This window comes from Gemmatimonadaceae bacterium (assembly GCA_019637355.1).
Lineage (GTDB): Bacteria > Gemmatimonadota > Gemmatimonadetes > Gemmatimonadales > Gemmatimonadaceae > Pseudogemmatithrix.
Window position 1 is genome coordinate 922120 of the sequence record JAHBVT010000001.1, and the last position, 20043, is coordinate 942162.

The window sequence follows — 20043 nt, forward strand, 5'->3', positions numbered from 1 at the left end:
GACTACTCGACCTGCAGCACGGCGAGGAAGGCTTCCTGCGGGATCTCGACTGACCCCACCTGCTTCATCCGCTTCTTGCCTTCCTTCTGCTTCTCGAGGAGCTTGCGCTTGCGGCTGATGTCGCCGCCGTAGCACTTGGCGAGCACGTCCTTGCGCAGCGCCTTCACTGTCGAGCGCGCGATGACCTTCTGGCCGATCGCCGCCTGGATGGCCACCTCGAAGAGCTGCCGCGGGATCAGGTCCTTCAGCTTGTCGGCGACCTTGCGGCCCCACTCGTAGGCCTTGTCCACGTGCACGATCACGCTGAAGGCGTCGATCGGGTCGCCGTTGATGAGCATATCGAGGCGCTGCAGGTCGCTCTTGCGGTAGCCGAGCATCTCGTAGTCCAGCGACGCGTAGCCGCGCGAGATGGACTTCAGCTTGTCGAAGAAGTCGAGGATGATCTCGCCGAGCGGGAACTCCCAGTCGATCTCCACGCGCGTGGTGTCGATGTAGTTCATCCCCTTGTACTCGCCGCGGCGGTCGGTGCCCAGCGTCATAATGGGCCCGATGTAGTCCGTCGGGACCATAATGCGGGCCTTCACGTACGGCTCCTCGATGTAGTCGATCACCGAGGCGGGCGGCATCAGCGCCGGATTCTCGACCAGGATCTCCTCGCCGTCGGTCTTCTTCACGTGGTACTCCACGCTGGGCACGGTCGTGACGAGGTCGAGGTCGAACTCGCGCTCGAGTCGCTCCTTCACGATCTCCATATGCAGGAGGCCGAGGAAGCCGCAGCGGAAGCCGAAGCCCAGTGCGGTGGAAGTCTCGGGCGTGTAGTTCAGCGAGGCGTCGTTGAGCTGCAGCTTCTCAAGCGCGTCGCGGAGGTCCTCGTATTGCTGCGTGTCGGTGGGGAAGATGCCGGCGAAGACGAACGAGCGCACCGCTTGGTAGCCGGGCAGCGGCTGCGTCGCCTTGTTCTCGGCGTCGAAGATCGTGTCGCCGGCGCGAGTTTCCTTCACCGACTTCACGCTGGCCACCACGTAGCCGACCTCGCCGGCCGTGAGCTGCTTGGCCGGCACCTGGCGCATCTGGTTGTAGCCGACGTCGAGCACTTCGTACACCGACTCCGAGGTGCCGAAGGTGATCTGCATTCCCTTCTTGAGCGTGCCGTCCACCACGCGCACGCTGGGAATGGCGCCGCGGTACTTGTCGTAGTAGGAGTCGTAAATCAGCGCGCGCAGCGGCCCGTCGGGATTCCCGCGCGGCGGCGGCACCTTCTTGACGACTTCCTCGAGCAGCTCGGGGATGCCCAGGCCTTCCTTGGCGCTCACGAGGAGGATGTCCTCGGGCGCACAGCCGATCAGGTCCACGACTTCCTGGCGTCGCTTCTCCGGCTCGGCGCCGGGCAGGTCGATCTTGTTGAGGATCGGAATGATCTCGAGGCCCGCGTCCATCGCCAGGAACAGGTTCGACAGCGTCTGCGCCTGGATGCCCTGCGAGGCATCCACCACGAGGATGGCCCCTTCGCAGGCGGCCAACGAGCGCGAGACTTCGTAGGTGAAGTCCACGTGCCCCGGCGTGTCGATCAGGTTCAGCTCGTAGGTCGTGCCGTCCTTGGCGTCGTAGGACATCCGGACGGCGTTGAGCTTGATCGTGATCCCGCGCTCGCGCTCGAGGTCGAGCGTATCGAGCACCTGGGCCTTCATTTCACGCTTCTGCAGCATCCCCGTGGCCTCGATGAGGCGATCGGCCAGGGTGGACTTCCCGTGGTCGATGTGGGCGACGATGCAGAAGTTGCGGATCAGGGACGGCGGGGTCACGGGCGGCGGCGTTGTGGGGCGCAAAACGATGTAGCCCAGAAACTTAGTGGCCCCGCCGGGTAGTTCCAATGACCTGCTAGGGGCGTCGTCGAATGGCGAACACCCGGATCAGCGGCCGCCCATCCTCACTCTCGGCGGCAATCGCGACTTCGTTGGCCCCGAAGTCCGACGGCCCCCACGGACTGTCGAGCCACTGGGACGCCGCAACGCTCACGGAGTCGAGCCATCGGCCGTCGCCATCGAAGACGTCGAAGCGCACCCTGCTCTTGTCCGGATCGCTAAGGCGCACTCAGCGACGTCCCGCTTCATCAGAGTGCAGGAATTCGTACGCGGGACGGGCACTCGGGATCGCCGCCTTGTCGAACGAGTTCCGTATCGTGGCCGCGTCCCATCGTTCTCCCGAGCTCGCGACCCGAGCGACGGCCTCCTCATACAGCCGGTCCCTCTCGGCGCTGGTGACGCTACCAGGCGTCCACTGACGGCCATACACCGCCACCGTGTCTCGGCCGTTCCGCGACACGCGCAGCGAGTACTCGGCGCTCCAACCCGAGAGCACGTAGCCGCGAGGTTCGATGAGGTAGTGCGCCTGCGGGGAGAGCGGCACCGGCATCGACATCCGCGTCTGGTTTCCGACGCGCAGCACCCAGTAGTTCGCCTTCGGCAGGCCGGCGCGCTCATACACGAACGCGGTGTCCGCGGCGCCGCCGCTCAGCGGCTGGCGGATGTAGCCTTGGCCGTAGGGTCGCGTGCTATCCGGTAGCGGTGCCATCATCCGCAGCCAGGCGCGACCGTCTTGGTCGGTACCCACTGCCGCCCAGTAGCAGCAGGTCGAGTGCTGCGTCGCGAGCGTGCTGCCCTTGCGCCAGTCGATGAGGGTGAGCCGAGCGTTGCTCGGGTCCTGCACGACCAGCGTGTCTCCGCGCACGGCGATGAACGCGGCCTGGAACTCACCGGGCCCCGCGCCTTCGCGGCCGATCGTGCGGACGAAGCTCCCATCGGGCGCGTAGAAGTTGATCTGCGATGGGCGCGACTCCGCGACGATCACTGAGCCATCGTCGGCGAGCGCGAGCGACTGCGGGCGCATCAGCTCGCCAGGTGCATCTGCGTCCGGCTGAATCTCACGCACGAGTTCGAGCGACCAGCGGCCGGGTTCGAGCGGCGCCGACGACATCGTGCGCGGGATGCCGCCCGGGAGTGTGTCGACGACGATGCTGCTTGTCGATGCGGTTTCGCCGCCGCAGGCGATGGACAGCAGCGGGAGGGCGAGCGCGAGTCGGTTCATCAAAGTTTGGAGACTCCGATGAGGACGTCCTGCTTCAAGCACATCTTCGGGTTGGACAGCGGCGGCGCGATTCGGGTTGCGTCGCGCTAGCGCGGCAGCACGAACGCCATCACCGCATCGCCGCGCCCGAAACTCCCCCCATCTCCACCGGCGCTGATCAGCACGTACTGTCGCCCGTCCGCGCCGACGTACGTCATTGGCGTGGCCTTGCCGCCCGCAGGCAGGTCTGCGCTCCACAGTTCGCGACCCGTGGCGACGTCGAAGGCGCGGAGCTTGCTGTCCAGCGTCGCAGCAATGAATGCCACGCCGCCGGCGGTGACGATCGCGCCGCCGAGGTTCGGTGACCCGAGTCCGTCCTTGAGGTCTGGGTTAAAGCCTGTGGCATCGCCGAGGGGCACGCGCCACGCAATGCGTCGCGCGGCGATATCCACGGCAACCAGCTCGCCGAACGGCGGCGGCGAGCAGGGGACGCGATCACCGCCGAGCAGCAGTCCGCGAACCTGCAAGAACGGCGTTTCGCGAAGTCGGTTCACTTGTTCGCCGCGCGCGCTCGCGGCCCGACGAAGCGAGTCGAAGTCGGTACCGTCTGCTGGAATGAGTTGGATGAACGCCGCAATGGTGTTTACGGGCACGATCGCCCACCCGCGCGTGGCATCCCAGGCCACGCCGCCCCAGTGTGCGCCGCCGATGTTCGAGGGAAATGCGAGTGTCCCGCGCAGGCTTGGTGGCGTGAATATGCCCTCGTTCCGCAGCGCGGCGATGCGCTCCGCGCAGGCTCGGCGCGCGCTGTCATTCAGTCCGAACGCCATCGTCGCGTCGAGGCGATGCGGGCTCAGCGGCGGCAGCGTGCTGAACGGCTGCGTGGGCCAGGCCTCTTCGCCGGCGACGTCGCTCGCCGGCACCGGTCGCTCCTCGACGGGCACGAGCGGTTCACCCGTCTCGCGATGCAACACGAAGAGCATTCCGGTCTTCGTCGCCTGCAACACCGCAGGAACGCTGCGGCCCTCGATCGTGAGATCGACCAGCGCCGGCGGCGATGCGTTGTCGTAGTCCCAGAGGTCGTGGTGCACCGTCTGGAAGTGCCAAAGCACTTCGCCGGTGCTCGCGCGCAATGCGACCACCGAGTTGGCGTAATCGTTCCGGCCGAGGCGACGGCCGCCGAAGTAGTCTGGGCTGGGGGAGCTCGTCGGCACGACGACCATATCGCGCGCCGGATCTGCCGCGATGACGCTCCACGCGTTGGCCGCGCCCGTGCGATGCGCCCGATCCCCTCGCCAACTGGCGTACGCGGGGTCGTTGCGATGCTGCGGCACCGGATCCCACGTCCACTTGAGCGCGCCAGTGCGGGCGTCGTAGCCACGCACCTCACCGCTCGCGGCTTCCACGCGATTGTTGTCCGCGATCGCGGAGCCCACGATGATCGTCCCGTTGACGATTGCCGGCGGCGAGGTGACTTCGTACTCGGCGACCTCGAACGGACGGTTCCGTAGGCCGGCGCGCAGCGACACCGTGCCGCTCCGTCCGAAACCCGTGCAGGGCCGTCCGGACGCGGCGTCCAGCGCGAGCAGTCTCGCGTCCACCGTGGCGACGATGATGCGACGGCGGCAGACGGTCCCCACGCTCGCGCTCGAGTCGAGCCAGGTCGAGACGCCGCGCGAGGTGAAGTCGCCGAACCCCGCGCGCGGCGACACCTTCGCTTCGAACCGCCAGCGCTCGCTGCCGGTCACAGGATCTAGCGCGAAGACTCGGCCGAGTGGCGTCACGAGGAACAACGTGCCGTCCACGAGAATGGGAGTCGCCTCGAAGGATCGACCCCCGGGCTCGAGTTCGCCGGTGTTGAACCGCCACGCCACGGTGAGACGCGAGACGTTCTCGGTGTTGATCTGCCGATGCGGCGCAAAGCGACTCCCGCCGGGGTCGCGACCGTATGTCGGCCATTCGTCGGTCTGGGCCCCGGCCGCGGCCGACGCTATGAGCCAGCAGGCTGCGAGGACGCGAAGAGAGGAGGACATTGTGCGACGAAAGCTAGTCGTGTGAAGTCAACCGTGAAGTGCAACACTGAGGCTCAAGCAGCATAGACCTCCTCCGGGGTTTTGAAGCCGAGTCGCTTGCGCGGTCGGCGGTTGAGCTTGTCGGCGATGCGCTGGCAGTCGCGCTGGGTGAGGTGCTCCATCGACGTGCGTTTCGGCACGTATTGCCGGAACAGCCCGTTCACGTTCTCGTGCTCCCGCGCTCCCACGAGTGGTGCGGCGTCGCGAAGTAGCATTTCGTAGCGACGCGGGCCTCGAGCTTCCGGTAGGAGTGGAACTCGGTCCCGTAGTACATCTGGAAGGAGGATGGCCAGCCGATCAAAGCGGCGGCATCCTGGATGGTATCCCGACCACCAGGAGCACCGATGACGACTGGCCATCCCTTCCCTGAAGATGTCGTTCCCGGCACGTGGGTTGCAATCGACGTAGCCAAGGACGCCCACGAGGTGCTGATCGCCCATGGCGCGCGACACGAGCGGTGCCGCGTGGAGAACTCGCTGGCGGCGGTGTCACGGCTCGTGGCGCACCTGCAGTCGTTGCCGCAGCCCGTGCGAGTGGGACTGGAGCCGACTGGCGTCTACCATCGGCCGCTGGCGTACCGACTGCTCCAGGCCGGCTTCGACGTGCGCTTCGTCGCGTCGCTCACCTGCGCTCGGTACCGAGAGGCGCGCTATTCCTCGTGGGACAAGAACGACGCGAAGGATGCACGCGTGATCCTGGAAGTGCTGCAGCAGGGGATGACGATGCGCTACATCGAGCCGCTCGTTGCCGGGTGGCACGACGCACAGGAAATCTCGAAGGCGTACTGGCAGGTGACCCTGGCGCGGACGCGCGTGCAGCATAGCCTGCTGACGCACTTCCTGCCGCTCTACTGGCCGGAGTTCGCACGCTATTGGCGCACCTCGCGCAGTGAGGCGTTTGTCAGCCTCCTGCTGGCCTTCCCGACGCCGCAGCACATCACGGCGCTCACCGAGAAGGCGTTCCTCGAGGCGGCGTGGAAACCCGCCGGTCGCAAGGTCGGGAAGGCGGCATGGCTGCGTGGCGTGTATGAGCTGGCGCAGCGCTCGCTGGCCCTGCCCGTGCCGCCGGACAGTCCCGCGGTGCAGGCTGCCCGCCTGCGTCTCCAAACCTTTCTCGACCTGTCGCGGCAGCGTGCGGCGCTCGAGGCGTGGGCGGACCACCTGCTCGGCGTCCACCCCGACTATCAGCTGTTGCAGACCATTCCAGGCATTGGACCTGTCTTCGCCCTCACCATTCTCGCCGAGGGGGGCGACCTCCGCCGCTTCGGCCACCACCGCCAGTTCCTGAAGTTCTGCGGCCTGGACCTGGCCAAGGCGCAGTCCGGCCAGTCGAAGGGGCAGGAGCAGCTGTCCAAGCGCGGCAACAGCCGCCTGCGCTGCGCCTTCTGGTTCGCCGGCCGCGTCGCCGTCCGCAGTCGCGAGGACTCCGTGCGCGACAAGTTCGAGCGCTACATGGCGACGGCGCCCAAGAGCGCCGATCGTCGGCGCAAGGCCTACACCGCCATCGCCGCGAAGATGGCACGGATCGCCTATGCCGTAGTCAAGACCGGTCAGCCGTACCGCGCGTACTTCGAACACGACGTCCCCAGTGAATCGACTCCGATCAACCGTGCCGTCGAGGCGCTTGCGACCTCGTAGACAATGCTCGAGCCTTCCACTGGGCCCTCATGCTGTGTTGAGACTGCTGAGCGCGTCGCGTCGCTACGCGACGATGCTGCGTACCGCACTATGGTGAGCAGGGGACTCGTGTTCCGTGGAAGTCCACCGGGGGTCGTGTGCCCGTCGCGCTTCACCTCTCCTGGCGTCCTTCTGGGCGCCCAAGGCATCACTGTGCCTACGCAACTCTTGACAGCGGATGTAGACCGTTGTCGAGCGTGAGCGTCCGCACGGGACGCGGCTGCGCCGCGATGAGCTGCTGCAGCCGGGCGTTGGTGTTCGCGGCGGTCCGCTGCGCGAGCAGGCCGATCGCCACGAAGCCGGACTTCCGCTCCACCATTGTGACCACGCAGGCACCGTGCTGCGTGTTGCCGAGGACCGTGTCGCCCTCCCAGTGCCCGAAGCGCGAGCGGTTCGTCGCACCCGCCGGTCGCGTGGAGATGTGCCGCTTGCCTGCGAGGCGGCCGCGACTGTCGTAGGTGCCATAGCGCTTCCGCAGGTTCTTCGTCACGATGCGCAGGTGCGTCCATAGCGTGCCCCCGGCCTTCTTGTCCTTCCAGATGTGGCGATAGATCGTCTGTGACTCGGGGTGTGGATCCCGAAGCGGGCGTGAAAGCCCACGATCTGCTCGGGGCTCCAGTCCTCCCGGAGCCAGTACTCGACGAAGGCCCATTCCGCATCGGAGAACTGCGTGCCCCGGCGTGACGCCCGGCGGCGCTCGTTCGTGTAGCTCTGCGCGACGAGCGGGTAGTAGCTCACCTGGTTCTGGCGCCAGACGTTGCGGCGGATCTCGCGCGAGATGGTGCTGCGGTGCCGCCCGAGACGCCGGGCGATGGCCGCCGGCGTCCAGCCCAGCTTGCGGAGCGCGTGAATGTCGTACCTTTCTTCAAGGGTGATCTGGGTGTAGGTCATGGCGTCCTTTCTCTTGGAGGAGAACTGAAGCCTAGCCTGCCCCAGGTCACCTCACCCGCTTCCGGGGGTGGGGCGGTTGTTGCACTTAGTATGTGAATGCGCGGACCCTAACGCCTCCGGACGGTGAAGATGCGCACGATCGGGCGGCCGTCGTCTCCCTCCGCGCTCACCGCCACCTCCCGGCGCCCCCAAGCGATTCCGGTGTAGATGTTGCGCGTCCACAGTGCTGGGTCCACCTCGACGATGTCGAGCCAGCGACCCTCGGCATCAAACAGGTCGAAGCGCGTGCGCGACGTGTCGGCATCGCTGCGCAGCAGCCAGCGCCGCCCGGCATCGTCGACCTGCACGTGGTCGTAGGCGGGGCGCAGCGCGGGAATCAACGCCGAGTCGAAGGCGCGCCGCAGCGCGGCCTCGTCGCCGCCGGCCGCCCCGCGGCTCACCCACCCACGAATGGCTTCGTCATAGATGCGCTGCCGCTCGCCTGCGGAGACGGGTTCCGCCTGCCAACGCCTCCCGAACAGCGCGACCGTGTCGCGCCCCGTGCGCGTCGTGCGGAGCTGGTACTCGCCGCTCCAGCCGGTCACCAGCACGCCCGCGGGATCGACCGCGAAATGGGCGCGCGGTTGGAACGGAATCACGGTCGACATCCGCACCACGCCACCCTCGCGCAGCTGCCAGTACGGCGTCTCCGGGAGATCGCGCCGCTCGTACGCCCACAGCGTGTCCATCGGACCATCCAGCAGACCCACGCGGAGGTAGCCTTGCACGTACCGGTAGCCGGAATCCGGTGCCGAGAAGATGGTCCGCAGCCACGCCTGCCCGTGGACGTCGATGCCGATGGGCGCCCAGTGGCAGCAGGCCGAGCGCCGCGTCGTCACGAGCTCGCCGGTCCGCCAGTTCACCGTGCTCACCCGCGAGTTGCGCGGATCCTGCACCAGCATCGTGTCGCCGCGCAGCGCAATGAAGGCCGCACGGTACTCGCCGGGCCCCTCGCCGTTGCGTCCGATGGTGCGCAGGTGCTCGCCGGTCGGCGAGTACACCTTGACCTGCGCTGGATTCTGCTCCACCACGAGCAGGTGGCCGTCATCGGCGATGGCGAGCCCGGCCGGATTGAACAGTTCCCCCTCCGTTCCCTCGGGGGGCTGGATCTCGCGGCCCAGCACCAGCGACCAGCGGCCGGAGTCGATGGGCGCGGCGGACATCGTGCGCGGGATGCCGCCGGGCAGCGTGTCGACCGTCACGCCGCGGGCGAGGGCGTCGCCGCCGCCGCAGGCGGTCACGAGTGCCAGCAGTGCAGGGAGGATGGTGCGGTGGAGGAGTCGCATCGTCTCGGCGGTGTGGGGGCGAATCGTTTCCGTCCGGCGAATTGCGTGGCCGGGACACAGATGTGAGACACCAGTGGGGGCCTCGCGGTTGCGCGTCGCGGAATTTCGTTGCTCAGCGCACGGCCGTTGACGACTCCCGCAACTCATTACCTTTCTGCGGCTGATGACCCACGCTGCAACGGGCCCCCTCCGGCCCGACCTGATGGACCCACGGACCCTCGCGGCGCTCGGACGCCTCGAGGTCATCTCGCGTTGGCTCGTGGACGGCGTGATGACGGGCCTGCATCGCTCGCCCAAGAAGGGCTTCTCGGTGGAGTTCGCCGAGCATCGGCCCTATCAGCCCGGTGACGACCTCCGCTTTATGGACTGGAAGGTCGCCGCCCGCGCCGACAAGTGGCTCATCAAGCAATACGAGGAAGAGACGAACCTCCGTGCGACGCTCGTCCTCGACGTCTCCAAGTCGATGGACTGGGCCTCGGCCCCGACGCTGCTCACCAAACGTCGCTACGCCGAGCAGGTGGTGGCGGCCCTCGCCCTGCTGCTCCTGCGTCAGCGCGACGCCGTCGGCCTGATTCGCTTTGACGACGCGGTGCGAACCTCGATGCCGCCCGCGTCGCGACAGCTGCAGTTCACGCGCATTGTCGCGGCGCTGGGTGCGTCCGCGGCTGGCCCGGGGTCCGACGCCGGTGGCGCGCTGCGCCAGGCGGCGCAACTGGTGAAGCGCCGCGGGATGGTCGTGCTGGTCTCAGACCTGCTCGTGGAGCCGGACGAGGCAGAGGACGCCGTGCGCGTGCTCCGTGCCCAAGGCCACGACGTTGTCGTGCTGCACCTCCTCGATCCGGCCGAGCGGAGCTTCGCGATGCCCACCGGCGAGGCGCTGTTCGTGGATCCCGAGCAGGGCGATTCGCTCGCCGCGACGCCCTCGGAAGTGCGCGAGGCCTACGCGGAGACGGTCGCCGTCGCGCTGGACGAGTGGCGGGCCCGGTTCGCGGCCTCAGGCGCGAGCTATCAACCGGTGCTCACCTCCGAACCCTTCGGGGTCCCGTTGCGACACGCCTTCGCGCGGCGGCAACGGCAACCGTGAGTTTCCTCGCACCCTGGGCATTGTTGCTGGCGGCCGCGGCCGCCGTGCCGTTGCTGTTGCACCTGCTGCGCCGGCGCACCGGCACCCGCGTGGACTTTCCCGCCGTGCGCTACCTGTTGCGCGCCGAGAAGGAGCACGCGCGTGAGGTGCGCCTGCGCAACCTGCTGCTGATGCTCGTGCGCGTGGGCATCGTGCTCGCGGTCGCGCTGGCGCTGGCGCAGCCGGTGGGGCCGCTGCCAGGCTTCGGTCATCCGCCGACCGCCGTGGCCATCGTGCTCGACAACTCGGCGTCCACCGGCGCCGTGGGCGCGGATGGGCCGGCGTTGCGTGCGCTCGTGCGGGCAAGCCGGCGCGTGGTCGCCGCGGCCGGACGCAATGACGAAGTCACGTTGCTCACGGCCGACGGCATCGTGCGATTCGCCGCACCGAGCGTGCTCGACGCCGCGCTCGACTCACTCCTGCCGATGGACGGCGCAGGCGATATCAGCACGGCACTGCGGCGCGCCGAGGCCATCCTCGCCGCGAGCGCGTTGCCCGAACGCACAACGGTGCTGATCACGGACGCACAGGCATCAACCTGGAGAGGCGTGGAACTCCCCGCCGACGCCGCGCCGCGCCGCGTCTTCGTGCCGCGCGAGCCTCCGCCAGCCAACCGTGGCATCGCGACGCTGCTGGTGGAGCCGCCCTACTGGAGCCCGCGCGGCGGCGTACGCGCCACGCTCAGCGGTGACTCGGCATCGTGGCGTCTCGAAGTCGACGGGCGCACGGTTGCGCGCGGTCGCAGCGGCGACGGCGCCGCCATCGTCGCCCGCGCGCAGTCGGCCGCTCGTGGATGGATCCCCGGCGTGCTGGAGCTCGATGCCGATGAGTTCCGGGCCGATGACCGTCGCTTCTTCGCCGTGCACGTCGGCGATGCGCCGGCCGTCTCGGCGGACGCGAGCAGCCAGTTCCTGCGCGGCGCCGTGGCCGCCCTCGCCGACGCCGGACGCGTGCGCAGCGGCAATGCCGTCTTGGTCGGTGTAGCCGAGCGCGCGCGCCGGCCGGGTGTGTTCTTTGCGCCGAGCAATCCGCTGCAGCTCGCCGACGCCAATCGCGCGCTGGCGCGAGCCGGTATTCCGTGGCGCTACGGGGCACGGCAGTCTGGGCCTGCGCCGCTGCGTGGATCCGATGTAGATGGCGCGCGTGCACTCACTTGGTACGCCTTGGAGCGAGTGCCGGGGGCGAGCGTCAGCGACACACTCGCGCGCGTGGGTGCCGCGCCGTGGGCAGTGGCGGGCGATGGATACGTGCTCGTGGCGTCCCCGGCGGACCCTGAGGCCACCGACTTGGTACTGCGCGCGGCCTTCGTGCCGTGGCTGGACCGCTTGATCGCCGAGCGTCTGGGCTCGGCCGCTGGCGTGGCCCGCGATGTGGGCCCCGGTGCGATGGTCACGGTGCCCGCAGGCGTGGACGCGCTGGAAGCGCCGGATAGCTCGCGTCGCGCACTCACGGCCGGGTCAACTGTGCGTGCGCCCCTTGAAGCGGGTGTGTATTTCTGGCGTCGCGGCGGTGCGCGAGCGGGCGCCTTGGTCGTGAATCTCGAGCCCGCGGAGTCCGACCTCCGCCGTCTGCCCTCCGATTCGCTGGCCGTGCTGCTTGGCGCCGAGTCCGTGGCGGAGACGCCTGAACAGCTCGCCCGCGCCGCCTTCACCGCCGGGGCGCGCCGCGCCCTCGCGACTCCGTTGCTCTTCACGGCGCTGGTGCTGCTCCTGCTCGAGTCCTGGCTCGCGCGACGCGGACACACCGGCCGCGACCCCGACTGATGGCCCTGCCGATTCTCATCGAACGCCTCGCGGCACTGCCGGCGTTCACGCGACTGACCTCGACGCTTCCCACCAAGAACGGCCGCCAGGCCGTCGGGGGACTCGCGGGCTCGGCCGACGCCGTGCTCGTGGCCGCGCTCGCCGAGCGCGAGCCCAATCGTTTGTTCGTCGTCATCGCCGACCAGTTGCCGGACGCCGAGCGCTGGCACGCGGACCTGCAGTCGGTGTTCGGCGCGGAGGGCGTGGCGCTGTATCCGCCGCGTGAAGGCTTCGGGGAGATCGAGCCGCACGCCGAAGTCGCTGGCGAGCGCGTCGAGACGCTCGAAGCGCTTGCCAAGGGCGCGGTGCGCGTGCTGCTCACGACGGCGCGCGCGGTGCAGGAGCGCACGCGCCTGCCGCGCGCGCTGGCCGATGCGCGACTGGAGCTGCGCAAGGGCGACTCGTGGCGTCTCGAGGAACTGATGGCGCACCTCGAGTCGGTGGGCTTCGAGCGCGTGCCGCTGGTGGAGGACGTGGCGCAGTACTCGGTGCGCGGCGGCATCCTCGACGTGTACGGCTTCGGGATGTCCGATCCGGTGCGGCTCGAGTTCTGGGGCGACGACCTCGAGGAGCTGCGCGCCTTCGACGTGGCCACGCAACGCGCGACGGGGCCGGTGGAACGCTGCGTGATTCTCCCGGTCGAAGTACAGGGCGATGACGCTGAGGCGAAGTACGCCCGGGCCGCGCTCAGCGAGCTCTTCCCGCCGGGAAGCCTGCTGGTGCTGCCGCAGGGCGCGCATCCGCGCGAGGAGTTCGACCGCACCTGGAGCGAAGCCCAGCATCACCTGGAACTCGCGCGTCGCCGTGGCGAGGATGCCGCCCCGCGCGAGGAGTTGTTCCAGTCGCCGTCCGCGGCCGAGCAGGCGCTGCGCAGCTTCCCGGCGCTTGAGGTCATCGCCGCCAGCGAGGACGACCCGCGCGCCGTGGTCTTCCCGCTCTCGGCACCGGAGCCGGTCGAGCGCGATATGGCCAAGCTCGGCGCGATGGTCCGCGACGGCACGCCGACGCTCATCCTCTGCGACAACAGCGGTCAGGCCGAGCGCCTAGAGGAACTGCTCGACGGCGCCCGCGGCGGCGGAGAGACCCGAGAGCGCCTCACCTTGGCCATCGGTGTGTTGGCCGGCGGCTTCATCATCAAGCCGCGCGGGCCGCAGGGCCTGCGCGTGCTCACCGACCACGAGATCTTCCGCCGCGAGCGCCGCATCCGGCGGGCCCGCCGCTATGCCTCGGGCGCGGCGCTGGAGCACGTCACCGCGCTCAAGCCCGGCGACTTCGTCGTGCACCTCGAACACGGCGTGGGCATCTACCGCGGGATGACGACGGTCTTCCACGGCGAGGCGACGATCGAGGTCGCGGTGATCGAGTACGAAGGCGGCGACCGCCTCAACGTGCCGCTGTATCGGCTGGACCAAGTGGAGAAGTACCGCGCCGCCGGCGAACAGGACGACGACGCCCCGCCGCCCAAGCTGCACAAGCTGGGCGGCAAGCGCTGGGCCGCCCAGCGCGACAAGACGCGCTCGGCCCTCCGCGAGATGACGGCCGAGCTGCTCGACCTCTACGCCCGCCGCACCATCACCAGCCGGCCGCCGCACCATCCCGACGGCGCCTGGCAGAAGCAGCTCGAGAGCTCGTTCCTCTTCGAGGACACGCCGGACCAGCGCACGGCCACGGAGCAGGTGAAGCTGGATATGGAAGCCGCCCGTCCGATGGACCGGGTGCTCGTCGGTGACGTGGGCTACGGCAAGACGGAGATCGCCGTGCGGGCCGCCTTCAAGGCGGTGCAGAGCGGACGGCAGGTGGCGGTGCTCGTGCCAACCACGGTGCTCGCGGAGCAGCACGCCCGCACCTTCGGCGAGCGTTTCGCCGACTTCCCCGTGCGCCTCGCCGTGATGAGCCGCTTCCAGACGTCCAAGGAGCAGTCGGCAGCGCTCAAGGAGCTGGCCGAGGGCAAGGTGGACGTCGTCATCGGCACGCACCGCCTGCTCAGCGCGGACGTGATGTTCAGTGCGCTCGGGCTGATCATCGTGGACGAGGAGCACCGCTTCGGCGTGAAGCACAAGGAGCGCCTCAAGCAGCTGCGGCTCGAGACGGACGTGCTCACGCTCACCGCCACGCCGATCCCGCGGACGCTGCACCAGTCGCTGGCCGGGCTGCGCGACCTGACGCTGATGCAGACCCCGCCGCGCGACCGGTCCCCCGTGCTCACGTTCATCGAGCCCTGGGACGACGCGCTCATCGATGAAGGCATCTCGCGCGAGCTGGATCGCGGCGGGCAGGTGTTCTTCGTGCACAACCGCATCGAGACCATCCTCGCCGTCGCCGACCACATCCAGCGCATCGTGCCGCGGGCCCGCGTGGGCGTCGGGCACGGCCAGATGCAGGAGCGCGAACTCGAAGCGGTGATGCGCCGCTTCGTCGCCGGCGAGATTGACGTGCTCGTCTCGACGCTCATCGTCGAGAGCGGCATCGACGTGCCAAACGCCAACACGATGTTTGTGGACCGTGCCGACCGGCTCGGGTTGGCGCAGCTCTACCAACTCCGCGGTCGCGTGGGGCGCTCGCATCGCCGCGCCTACTGCTACTTGATGGTGCCTGACCTCGTGGACGAGGACGCGGAGCGCCGCCTACGCGTGCTCGAGCACCACACCGAACTCGGGGCGGGCTACCGCGTCGCGCTCAAGGATATGGAGCTGCGCGGCGCGGGGAACCTGCTCGGCCCGGAGCAGTCGGGCTTCGTCCACGCGGTCGGCTTCGACCTCTACCTGCGGATGCTCGACGAGACGGTGGAACGGATGAAGCGCGGCGATGCCGCGCCGCCGCCGCCCCCGGCCGACGTCACGCTGGACCAGCCGCACTTCCTCCCGGACGAGTACATCGAATCGGCGGCCGTGAAGCTGGATCTCTATCGCCGCCTCGGGGCCGCCAAGGCGGCCGCCGAGGTGGACGCCCTGCGCGCCGAGATCCGCGACCGCTTCGGGCCGCTGCCGCCGCCGGCCGAGGCCTACCTCGTCGTCGCCAAGCTTCGCCTGCTGGGCGCCGGGCTGGGCGTGGAGGCGATGCTGGTGCGTGGGGACGAGGCCCGCATTAACTTCCGAGCCGACGCCGTCCCGCGGCTCAAGCCGCTCGCGGCCGCCTTCCGGGACGTCCAGTTCCAGGTGGACGTGCGCCGGGTCCAGCCGCTGTCGCTGAAGCTCACGCGACTCGGCGGCTCCGCCCTCTTGGATGGCATTGTCCGGGCCCTGCGGACCATTGAGCCCGATCTGCGGTAACAGCCTGAGTCTTCATTCTTCCCCCTTCGCATTCATATGAATCGCCTTCGCCTCGCCCTGATCGCCGTCCTCTTGTCTGCCGCGACCGCCTGCGGCGCCATCAAGGACGCGATGACCGCCCACGTGGATGTCGTCGCGCGCGCCGGCACCGCCGAGCTGACCGTCTCGGAGTTCGCCGAGATGCTGGCCAACACCGGCGTCTCGCTCGAACCCAGCGTCGTGCGGTCCATCAGCCAGGTCTGGGTCAATTACCAACTGCTCGGTCACGCTGCGGCCCGCGGCGACACGCTGCGCGATTCGGCCCTCGCCGACCGCGGGATGTGGTCCACGATCCAGCAGATGCGCCTCCAGCGGATGTTCCAGGAGCATCTCGCCACGATGGCGCCGGTGGACACCGCGCGCTTCCGCAAGGCCTACGAGGACGGCGAGATGCTCGGCGCCGCCCACATCCTGCTGACCAAGCAGCCAGCCGGCCTCGGCACCGCCGTCAACGATTCCATCAAGCGCGAGGCCGAGCAAATCGCCCGCACCGTGACCTCGGCCACCTTCGCGCGCGTCGCGCGCGCGCGGTCGCAGGACCCGGGCTCCAAGGACCGCGGTGGTGACTATGGCGTCTTCTCGCCGGGCACGATGGTACCCGAGTTCGAGTCGGCCATCCGCGCCGTGGCCCCGGGCGGGATCACCGGCGTGGTCGAGACGCAGTTCGGCTACCACATCATCCGCCGCTCCACCTGGGACGAGGTCCGCGCGCAGTTTACCGAGGAGTACACGCAGTTCCTGCAGTCGCGCGCGGAGAGCACCTTTTTTGCCGATGCCGAGAAGGGCGTGAATCTCCAAGTGCGGCGCAACGCCCCGCGCGTGGTGAAGGCGATCGCCGAGGATGTGGACGCCTTCCGCCGCGACCGGACCGTGATCGCGACGTCGCGGGTCTTCGACTTGACGGCCGGACGGATGGCCGACTGGATTGGCGCCTTCCCGCCGCAGGCGCAGATCCGCCCGCAGATTATGCAGGCGGCCGACTCGCTGATCCCGGACTTCGTCGCGAACATTATGCGCAACGAGCTCCTGCTGCGCCGCGCCGACTCGCTTGGCCTGCAGCCGGATTCGGCGACGCTGATCGAGGTCCGCGACGCGTTCTACACCACCGTCACCGACGCGATGGAGGCGCTGGGGCTCTCGCCGGCGCAGTTGGCGGAGGCCAGCACCGTGTCCGACCGCGAGAAGCTCGCCACCGAGCGCGCGACGGCCTACATCCGCGGCCTGTTCACCTCGTCGGTCCAGTACGTGGACGTGCCGGAGCCGGTCTCGCTGGTGCTGCGTGAGCGCTACGAGGCGCGCATCGTCCCCGCGGGATTGGATCGTGTGGTAGCCGAGGCGACGCGCCTGCGTGCGGCCGCGGAAGCGGCGGCCGAGGCCGGCGCAGCGCCGACAGCGGTCCCGCTGCCCGCGCCGAACCCGTAAGGGGCCGTGATGCGTCGCGCGTACGCCCTGGCCGCAATCGCGTTGCTGGCCGCCCCCGTCGCGGCCCAGCAAGGCGGGGCGGTCGTGCAGATGATTCCCGTCGACCGCGTCGTTGCGGTCGTCGCGACCAAGCCGATTCTCTTCAGCGAAGTGCTGGAGCGCCTCAATTTCGCGCGCGCCCAAGGGCTGCAGATTCCCGCCGATTCTGCCGGTCAGATGCGGGTCGCACGCGAGTTGCTGGAGCAGTTGGTGGACGAAGAAGTGCTGCTCGCCGTCGCCCAGGACTTCAAGCTCGAGGTGCCGGAGCTCGAAGTGTCGGCGCGCGTGGACCAACAGATTGACCAGATCCGAGGACAGTTCGGCAGCGAGGCCGAGTTTCGCGAGGCGCTGCGCCGCGAGGGCTTCGGCACGCCCGAGGAGTACCGCAAGCGCACCATCGAGCAGGCGCAGCGCGACGAGCGGCAGCGCAAGGCCTTGGACACGCTGCGCACGCTCGGCCGCCTCGCGCCGGTGAACGTGACCGAGCGCGAGGTCGCCGAGGCCTTTGAGCGCCTGCGCGCGCGCCTCGGGCCGCGTCCCGCGCTGGTGGCGTTCCGCCAGGTCGTGGTGACGCCGCGTCCGCGGCAGGAGGCCAAGGACCGCGCCTATGCCCGCACCGATTCGCTGCGGCGCCTGCTGGAGCGAGGCGCCGACTTCGATTCGCTCGCGCGCTTGGTGTCGCAGGACCCGGTGAGCGCGGCGCAGGGCGGCGACCTCGGCTGGAACCGCCGCGGCCGGATGGTCGCGGCCTTCGACCAGATGATGTTCGCCCTCCTTCCGGGACGCATCAGCCCGATCGTCGAGACGGAATATGGCTACCACGTGATGCGCGTCGATCGCGTGCGGCCGGGCGAGGTGCGGGCGCGGCACATCCTGGTCCGGCCCGAGGTGGACGAGCAGGACGCCGCGGTCGCTGCGGCGCGGGCCGACTCGGCGCGCCAGATGTGGCAGCGCGGCGCGCCGTTCGACTCCGTCATCGCGCGCTTCCACGACGCCAACGAGGAGAAGAGCATCCCCGAGGGCTACCCGGTGGACTCGCTGCCGCCGGAGTACCGCGTGGTCCTGCGCAACCAGCCGGCCGGGGCGTTCACGGAAGTGTTCACGTTGCCGGACCAGAGCACGGGCCTGCGCAAGTACCTCGTGGCGCAGGTGATTTCCGCCAAGCCGGCGGGGCAGTGGACGCTGGACGAGTACCAGGAGCGCGTACGCCGCCAGCTGCAGGAAGAGCGCTCCACGCGCCGCACGCTCGACAACCTGCGCCGCGAATACTACGTCTCCGTGCGATTGTGACGCTCCCGGCGCTCGTGGTCACTGTCGGCGACCCGCGCGGCATCGGGCCCGAGATTCTGCGCGCGGCGCTCGCGACCGAAGAGGTCGCCGGCGCCGCGCGCTGCATCGTGGTGGGTCCCAGCGGTGCGGGTATCGCCGTCGAGGAGTCTGTCGGCGAGTGGCACGGCCGCCCGGGACCATCTACGCCCGAGCAGGCGGCGATTGCCGGCGGACTTGCCGCCAAGGCGATCGAGCGCGCGGTGGAGTTGGTGCGCGCGGGTGCGGCGCAGGGCATCGTCACCGGGCCGATCGACAAGTCCGCGCTGGCGGCGGCCGGTTACACGGACCCCGGCCACACCGAGATGCTCGAACGCCTCACCGGCCACCCGACGGCGATGATGCTCGCCGGTCCGAGCCTGCGCGTGGTGCTGGCCACCACGCATATCGCCCTTCGGGAGGTGCCGGCTGCCGTGACGCAGGCGGCGTTGGTGCGTGCCGCGCAGCTCACGCGGCGCGGGTTGCAGGAGTGGTTCGGCATCGCCGAGCCGCGGCTGGCCCTCTGCGCGCTCAATCCGCACGGCGGCGATGGCGGACGCTTCGGCGACGAGGACCAGCGCGTGCTCGCGCCGGCAGCGCGCGAGGCGGGGATGGCCGGCCCCTTCGCGGCGGATACCGTCTTCGTGCGGGCGATGCGCGGCGAATTCGATGCGGTCATCGCACCGTATCACGATGTCGGGATGACGGCCATCAAGGTCGCCAGCTTCGGCGAGGCTGTGAACGTGACGTTGGGCCTGCCATTCCCGCGCACCTCGCCGGATCACGGGACGGCCCTGGACATCGCGGGGCAGGGCGTAGCCGATGCCGGCTCGATGGTCCTGGCGCTGCGCACCGCCGCCGAGATCGCCGCGCGCCTCTCGTGACTGGCCGCAGGGCGGTCCGGGCGTGAGATTTCCGGCGTCCCTATGACCACGCCCAAGCCCCCCTCGCCGCCGGCGTTCGACGACTGCCAAGTCCAGCGCCCGAGTGCCGCGCGCGCCGCCGCCGACGCGCTGCCGCACGAGCACGCGCCGGGGGAGGCGCACCATCACCACGGGCTGGGGGCGCACGCGCACGCGACCAGCACCAAGCGCTTGGCCTGGGCCCTGGCGGTCACGACGACCTTCTTGGTCGCCGAGGTGGTGGGTGGCCTGCTGTCCAACTCGATGGCCCTGCTCGCCGATGCGGGGCATATGCTCACGGATGCCGGGGCGCTGGGTCTGTCGCTGTTTGTGGCCTGGTTCAGCCGCCGCCCGGCGACGCCGCAGCGCACCTACGGCCACCTGCGCTGGGAGATTCTCGCCGCTTTCATTAACGGTGCCGTGCTGCTCCTGCTCTCGGCCTGGATCCTGGTCGAAGCCGTGGGCCGGCTTCGCTCCCCCCAGCCGGTGGGCGGTGCGTTGATGCTCGGCGTTGCCATCGCCGGACTCGCCGCCAACAGCGTCAGCGCCTGGTTGCTCCACGCGCACCAGGGGCAGAGCCTCAACCTGCGCGGCGCCTACCTGCACGTGCTGTCTGATCTCTTGGGCTCGGTGGCGGTGATCGTGGCAGCGCTGTGCGTGCAGGCCTTCGGCTGGCTGCGGGCCGACGCCATCGCGTCGATCGCCGTCACGCTGTTGATCATCCGCGGCGCCTGGGCCTTGGTGCGCGATGCCGTCGACGTGCTGCTCGAGAACACGCCGGCGCACATCGACGCCGAGGCCCTGCGCGCGGCGATGGCGCAGGTGCGCGGCGTGCGCGCCGTGCACGACCTGCACGTCTGGACCCTGACCTCAGGTGTAGTGGCGATGAGTGCCCACGCCATCGCGCCAGCGGTCGAGGAACACCCGCGCGTGCTGGCCGACCTGCACGCGGCGGTGGAGGGCTTCGGCATCCAGCACACGACGATCCAGCTCGAAGGTGAGCCCCTTGCCGCCTGCTGCGGCGACCTCGCCCACCCCTCCCTCACCCCGGCGACCCGCTGATGGCACAACTCGACAAGCTCCTCTCCGTGATGATTTCCAACCGCGCCGACGAG

General features: G+C 69.5%; 16 protein-coding genes. 8 read left to right on the forward strand and 8 right to left on the reverse strand.

Features of this window, described 5'->3' with window-relative positions:
* Positions 1 to 2: 2 nt before the first annotated feature.
* The 5 genes from lepA to KF689_04185 form a co-directional block, all read right to left on the reverse strand.
* Positions 3 to 1802, reverse strand: coding sequence for a translation elongation factor 4 (gene lepA / locus KF689_04165; protein MBX3132573.1), 1800 nt, complete (start codon positions 1800 to 1802; stop codon positions 3 to 5).
* A 76-nt stretch (positions 1803 to 1878) separates the two neighbouring features.
* Complete coding sequence (locus tag KF689_04170) at positions 1879 to 2091, reverse strand: hypothetical protein (GenBank protein MBX3132574.1); 213 nt, start codon at positions 2089 to 2091, stop codon at positions 1879 to 1881.
* Positions 2092 to 3084 carry a hypothetical protein gene (locus tag KF689_04175; protein ID MBX3132575.1) on the reverse strand — a complete coding sequence of 331 codons (993 nt, stop codon included), beginning with the start codon at positions 3082 to 3084 and terminating at the stop codon, positions 2092 to 2094. It abuts the gene before it with no gap.
* Positions 3085 to 3170: 86 nt separating this feature from the next.
* Positions 3171 to 5096, reverse strand: a complete 1926-nt coding sequence (locus tag KF689_04180; protein ID MBX3132576.1) for a pyrroloquinoline quinone-dependent dehydrogenase — start codon at positions 5094 to 5096, stop codon at positions 3171 to 3173.
* A gap of 53 nt (positions 5097 to 5149) precedes the next feature.
* Positions 5150 to 5350 carry a hypothetical protein gene (locus KF689_04185; protein ID MBX3132577.1) on the reverse strand — a complete coding sequence of 67 codons (201 nt, stop codon included), beginning with the start codon at positions 5348 to 5350 and terminating at the stop codon, positions 5150 to 5152.
* Positions 5351 to 5479: 129 nt separating this feature from the next.
* Here KF689_04185 and KF689_04190 point away from each other — a divergent pair, with 129 nt between their 5' ends.
* The gene (locus KF689_04190) at positions 5480 to 6772 is read left to right on the forward strand and encodes an IS110 family transposase (protein MBX3132578.1); all 1293 of its coding nucleotides are present in this window, start codon (positions 5480 to 5482) and stop codon (positions 6770 to 6772) included.
* A 196-nt stretch (positions 6773 to 6968) separates the two neighbouring features.
* On the opposite strand, the gene KF689_04195 is transcribed toward KF689_04190, so the two are convergent.
* The 3 genes from KF689_04195 to KF689_04205 form a co-directional block, all read right to left on the reverse strand.
* Entirely contained in the window at positions 6969 to 7301 is a 333-nt protein-coding gene (locus tag KF689_04195; protein ID MBX3132579.1) for an IS30 family transposase, read from the reverse strand.
* Positions 7298 to 7702, reverse strand: a complete 405-nt coding sequence (locus tag KF689_04200; GenBank protein ID MBX3132580.1) for an IS30 family transposase — start codon at positions 7700 to 7702, stop codon at positions 7298 to 7300. The genes KF689_04195 and KF689_04200 overlap by 4 nt, the downstream gene beginning before the upstream one ends.
* A gap of 107 nt (positions 7703 to 7809) precedes the next feature.
* Entirely contained in the window at positions 7810 to 9027 is a 1218-nt protein-coding gene (locus tag KF689_04205) for a hypothetical protein (protein ID MBX3132581.1), read from the reverse strand.
* Between the two features lie 163 nt (positions 9028 to 9190).
* Between KF689_04205 and KF689_04210 the strand changes: the two genes are divergently transcribed.
* From KF689_04210 to KF689_04240, 7 genes are read left to right on the forward strand one after another with little or no spacing between them, the layout of a single operon-like run.
* Entirely contained in the window at positions 9191 to 10111 is a 921-nt protein-coding gene (locus tag KF689_04210; GenBank protein ID MBX3132582.1) for a DUF58 domain-containing protein, read from the forward strand.
* Complete coding sequence (locus tag KF689_04215) at positions 10108 to 11913, forward strand: VWA domain-containing protein (GenBank protein ID MBX3132583.1); 1806 nt, start codon at positions 10108 to 10110, stop codon at positions 11911 to 11913. Before KF689_04210 ends, KF689_04215 begins: the two co-directional genes overlap by 4 nt.
* The gene (gene mfd, locus KF689_04220) at positions 11913 to 15221 is read left to right on the forward strand and encodes a transcription-repair coupling factor (GenBank protein ID MBX3132584.1); all 3309 of its coding nucleotides are present in this window, start codon (positions 11913 to 11915) and stop codon (positions 15219 to 15221) included. The genes KF689_04215 and mfd overlap by 1 nt, the downstream gene beginning before the upstream one ends.
* Before the next feature lie 36 nt (positions 15222 to 15257).
* Complete coding sequence (locus KF689_04225; protein MBX3132585.1) at positions 15258 to 16682, forward strand: peptidylprolyl isomerase; 1425 nt, start codon at positions 15258 to 15260, stop codon at positions 16680 to 16682.
* 9 nt (positions 16683 to 16691) lie between these two features.
* Positions 16692 to 18011, forward strand: a complete 1320-nt coding sequence (locus KF689_04230) for a peptidylprolyl isomerase (protein ID MBX3132586.1) — start codon at positions 16692 to 16694, stop codon at positions 18009 to 18011.
* Positions 18008 to 18910: a 4-hydroxythreonine-4-phosphate dehydrogenase PdxA gene (gene pdxA / locus KF689_04235; protein MBX3132587.1), complete on the forward strand. Its 903-nt coding sequence runs from the start codon at positions 18008 to 18010 to the stop codon at positions 18908 to 18910. The genes KF689_04230 and pdxA overlap by 4 nt, the downstream gene beginning before the upstream one ends.
* Before the next feature lie 42 nt (positions 18911 to 18952).
* Positions 18953 to 19990: a cation transporter gene (locus tag KF689_04240; GenBank protein ID MBX3132588.1), complete on the forward strand. Its 1038-nt coding sequence runs from the start codon at positions 18953 to 18955 to the stop codon at positions 19988 to 19990.
* The last annotated feature ends 53 nt before the right edge of the window (positions 19991 to 20043 follow it).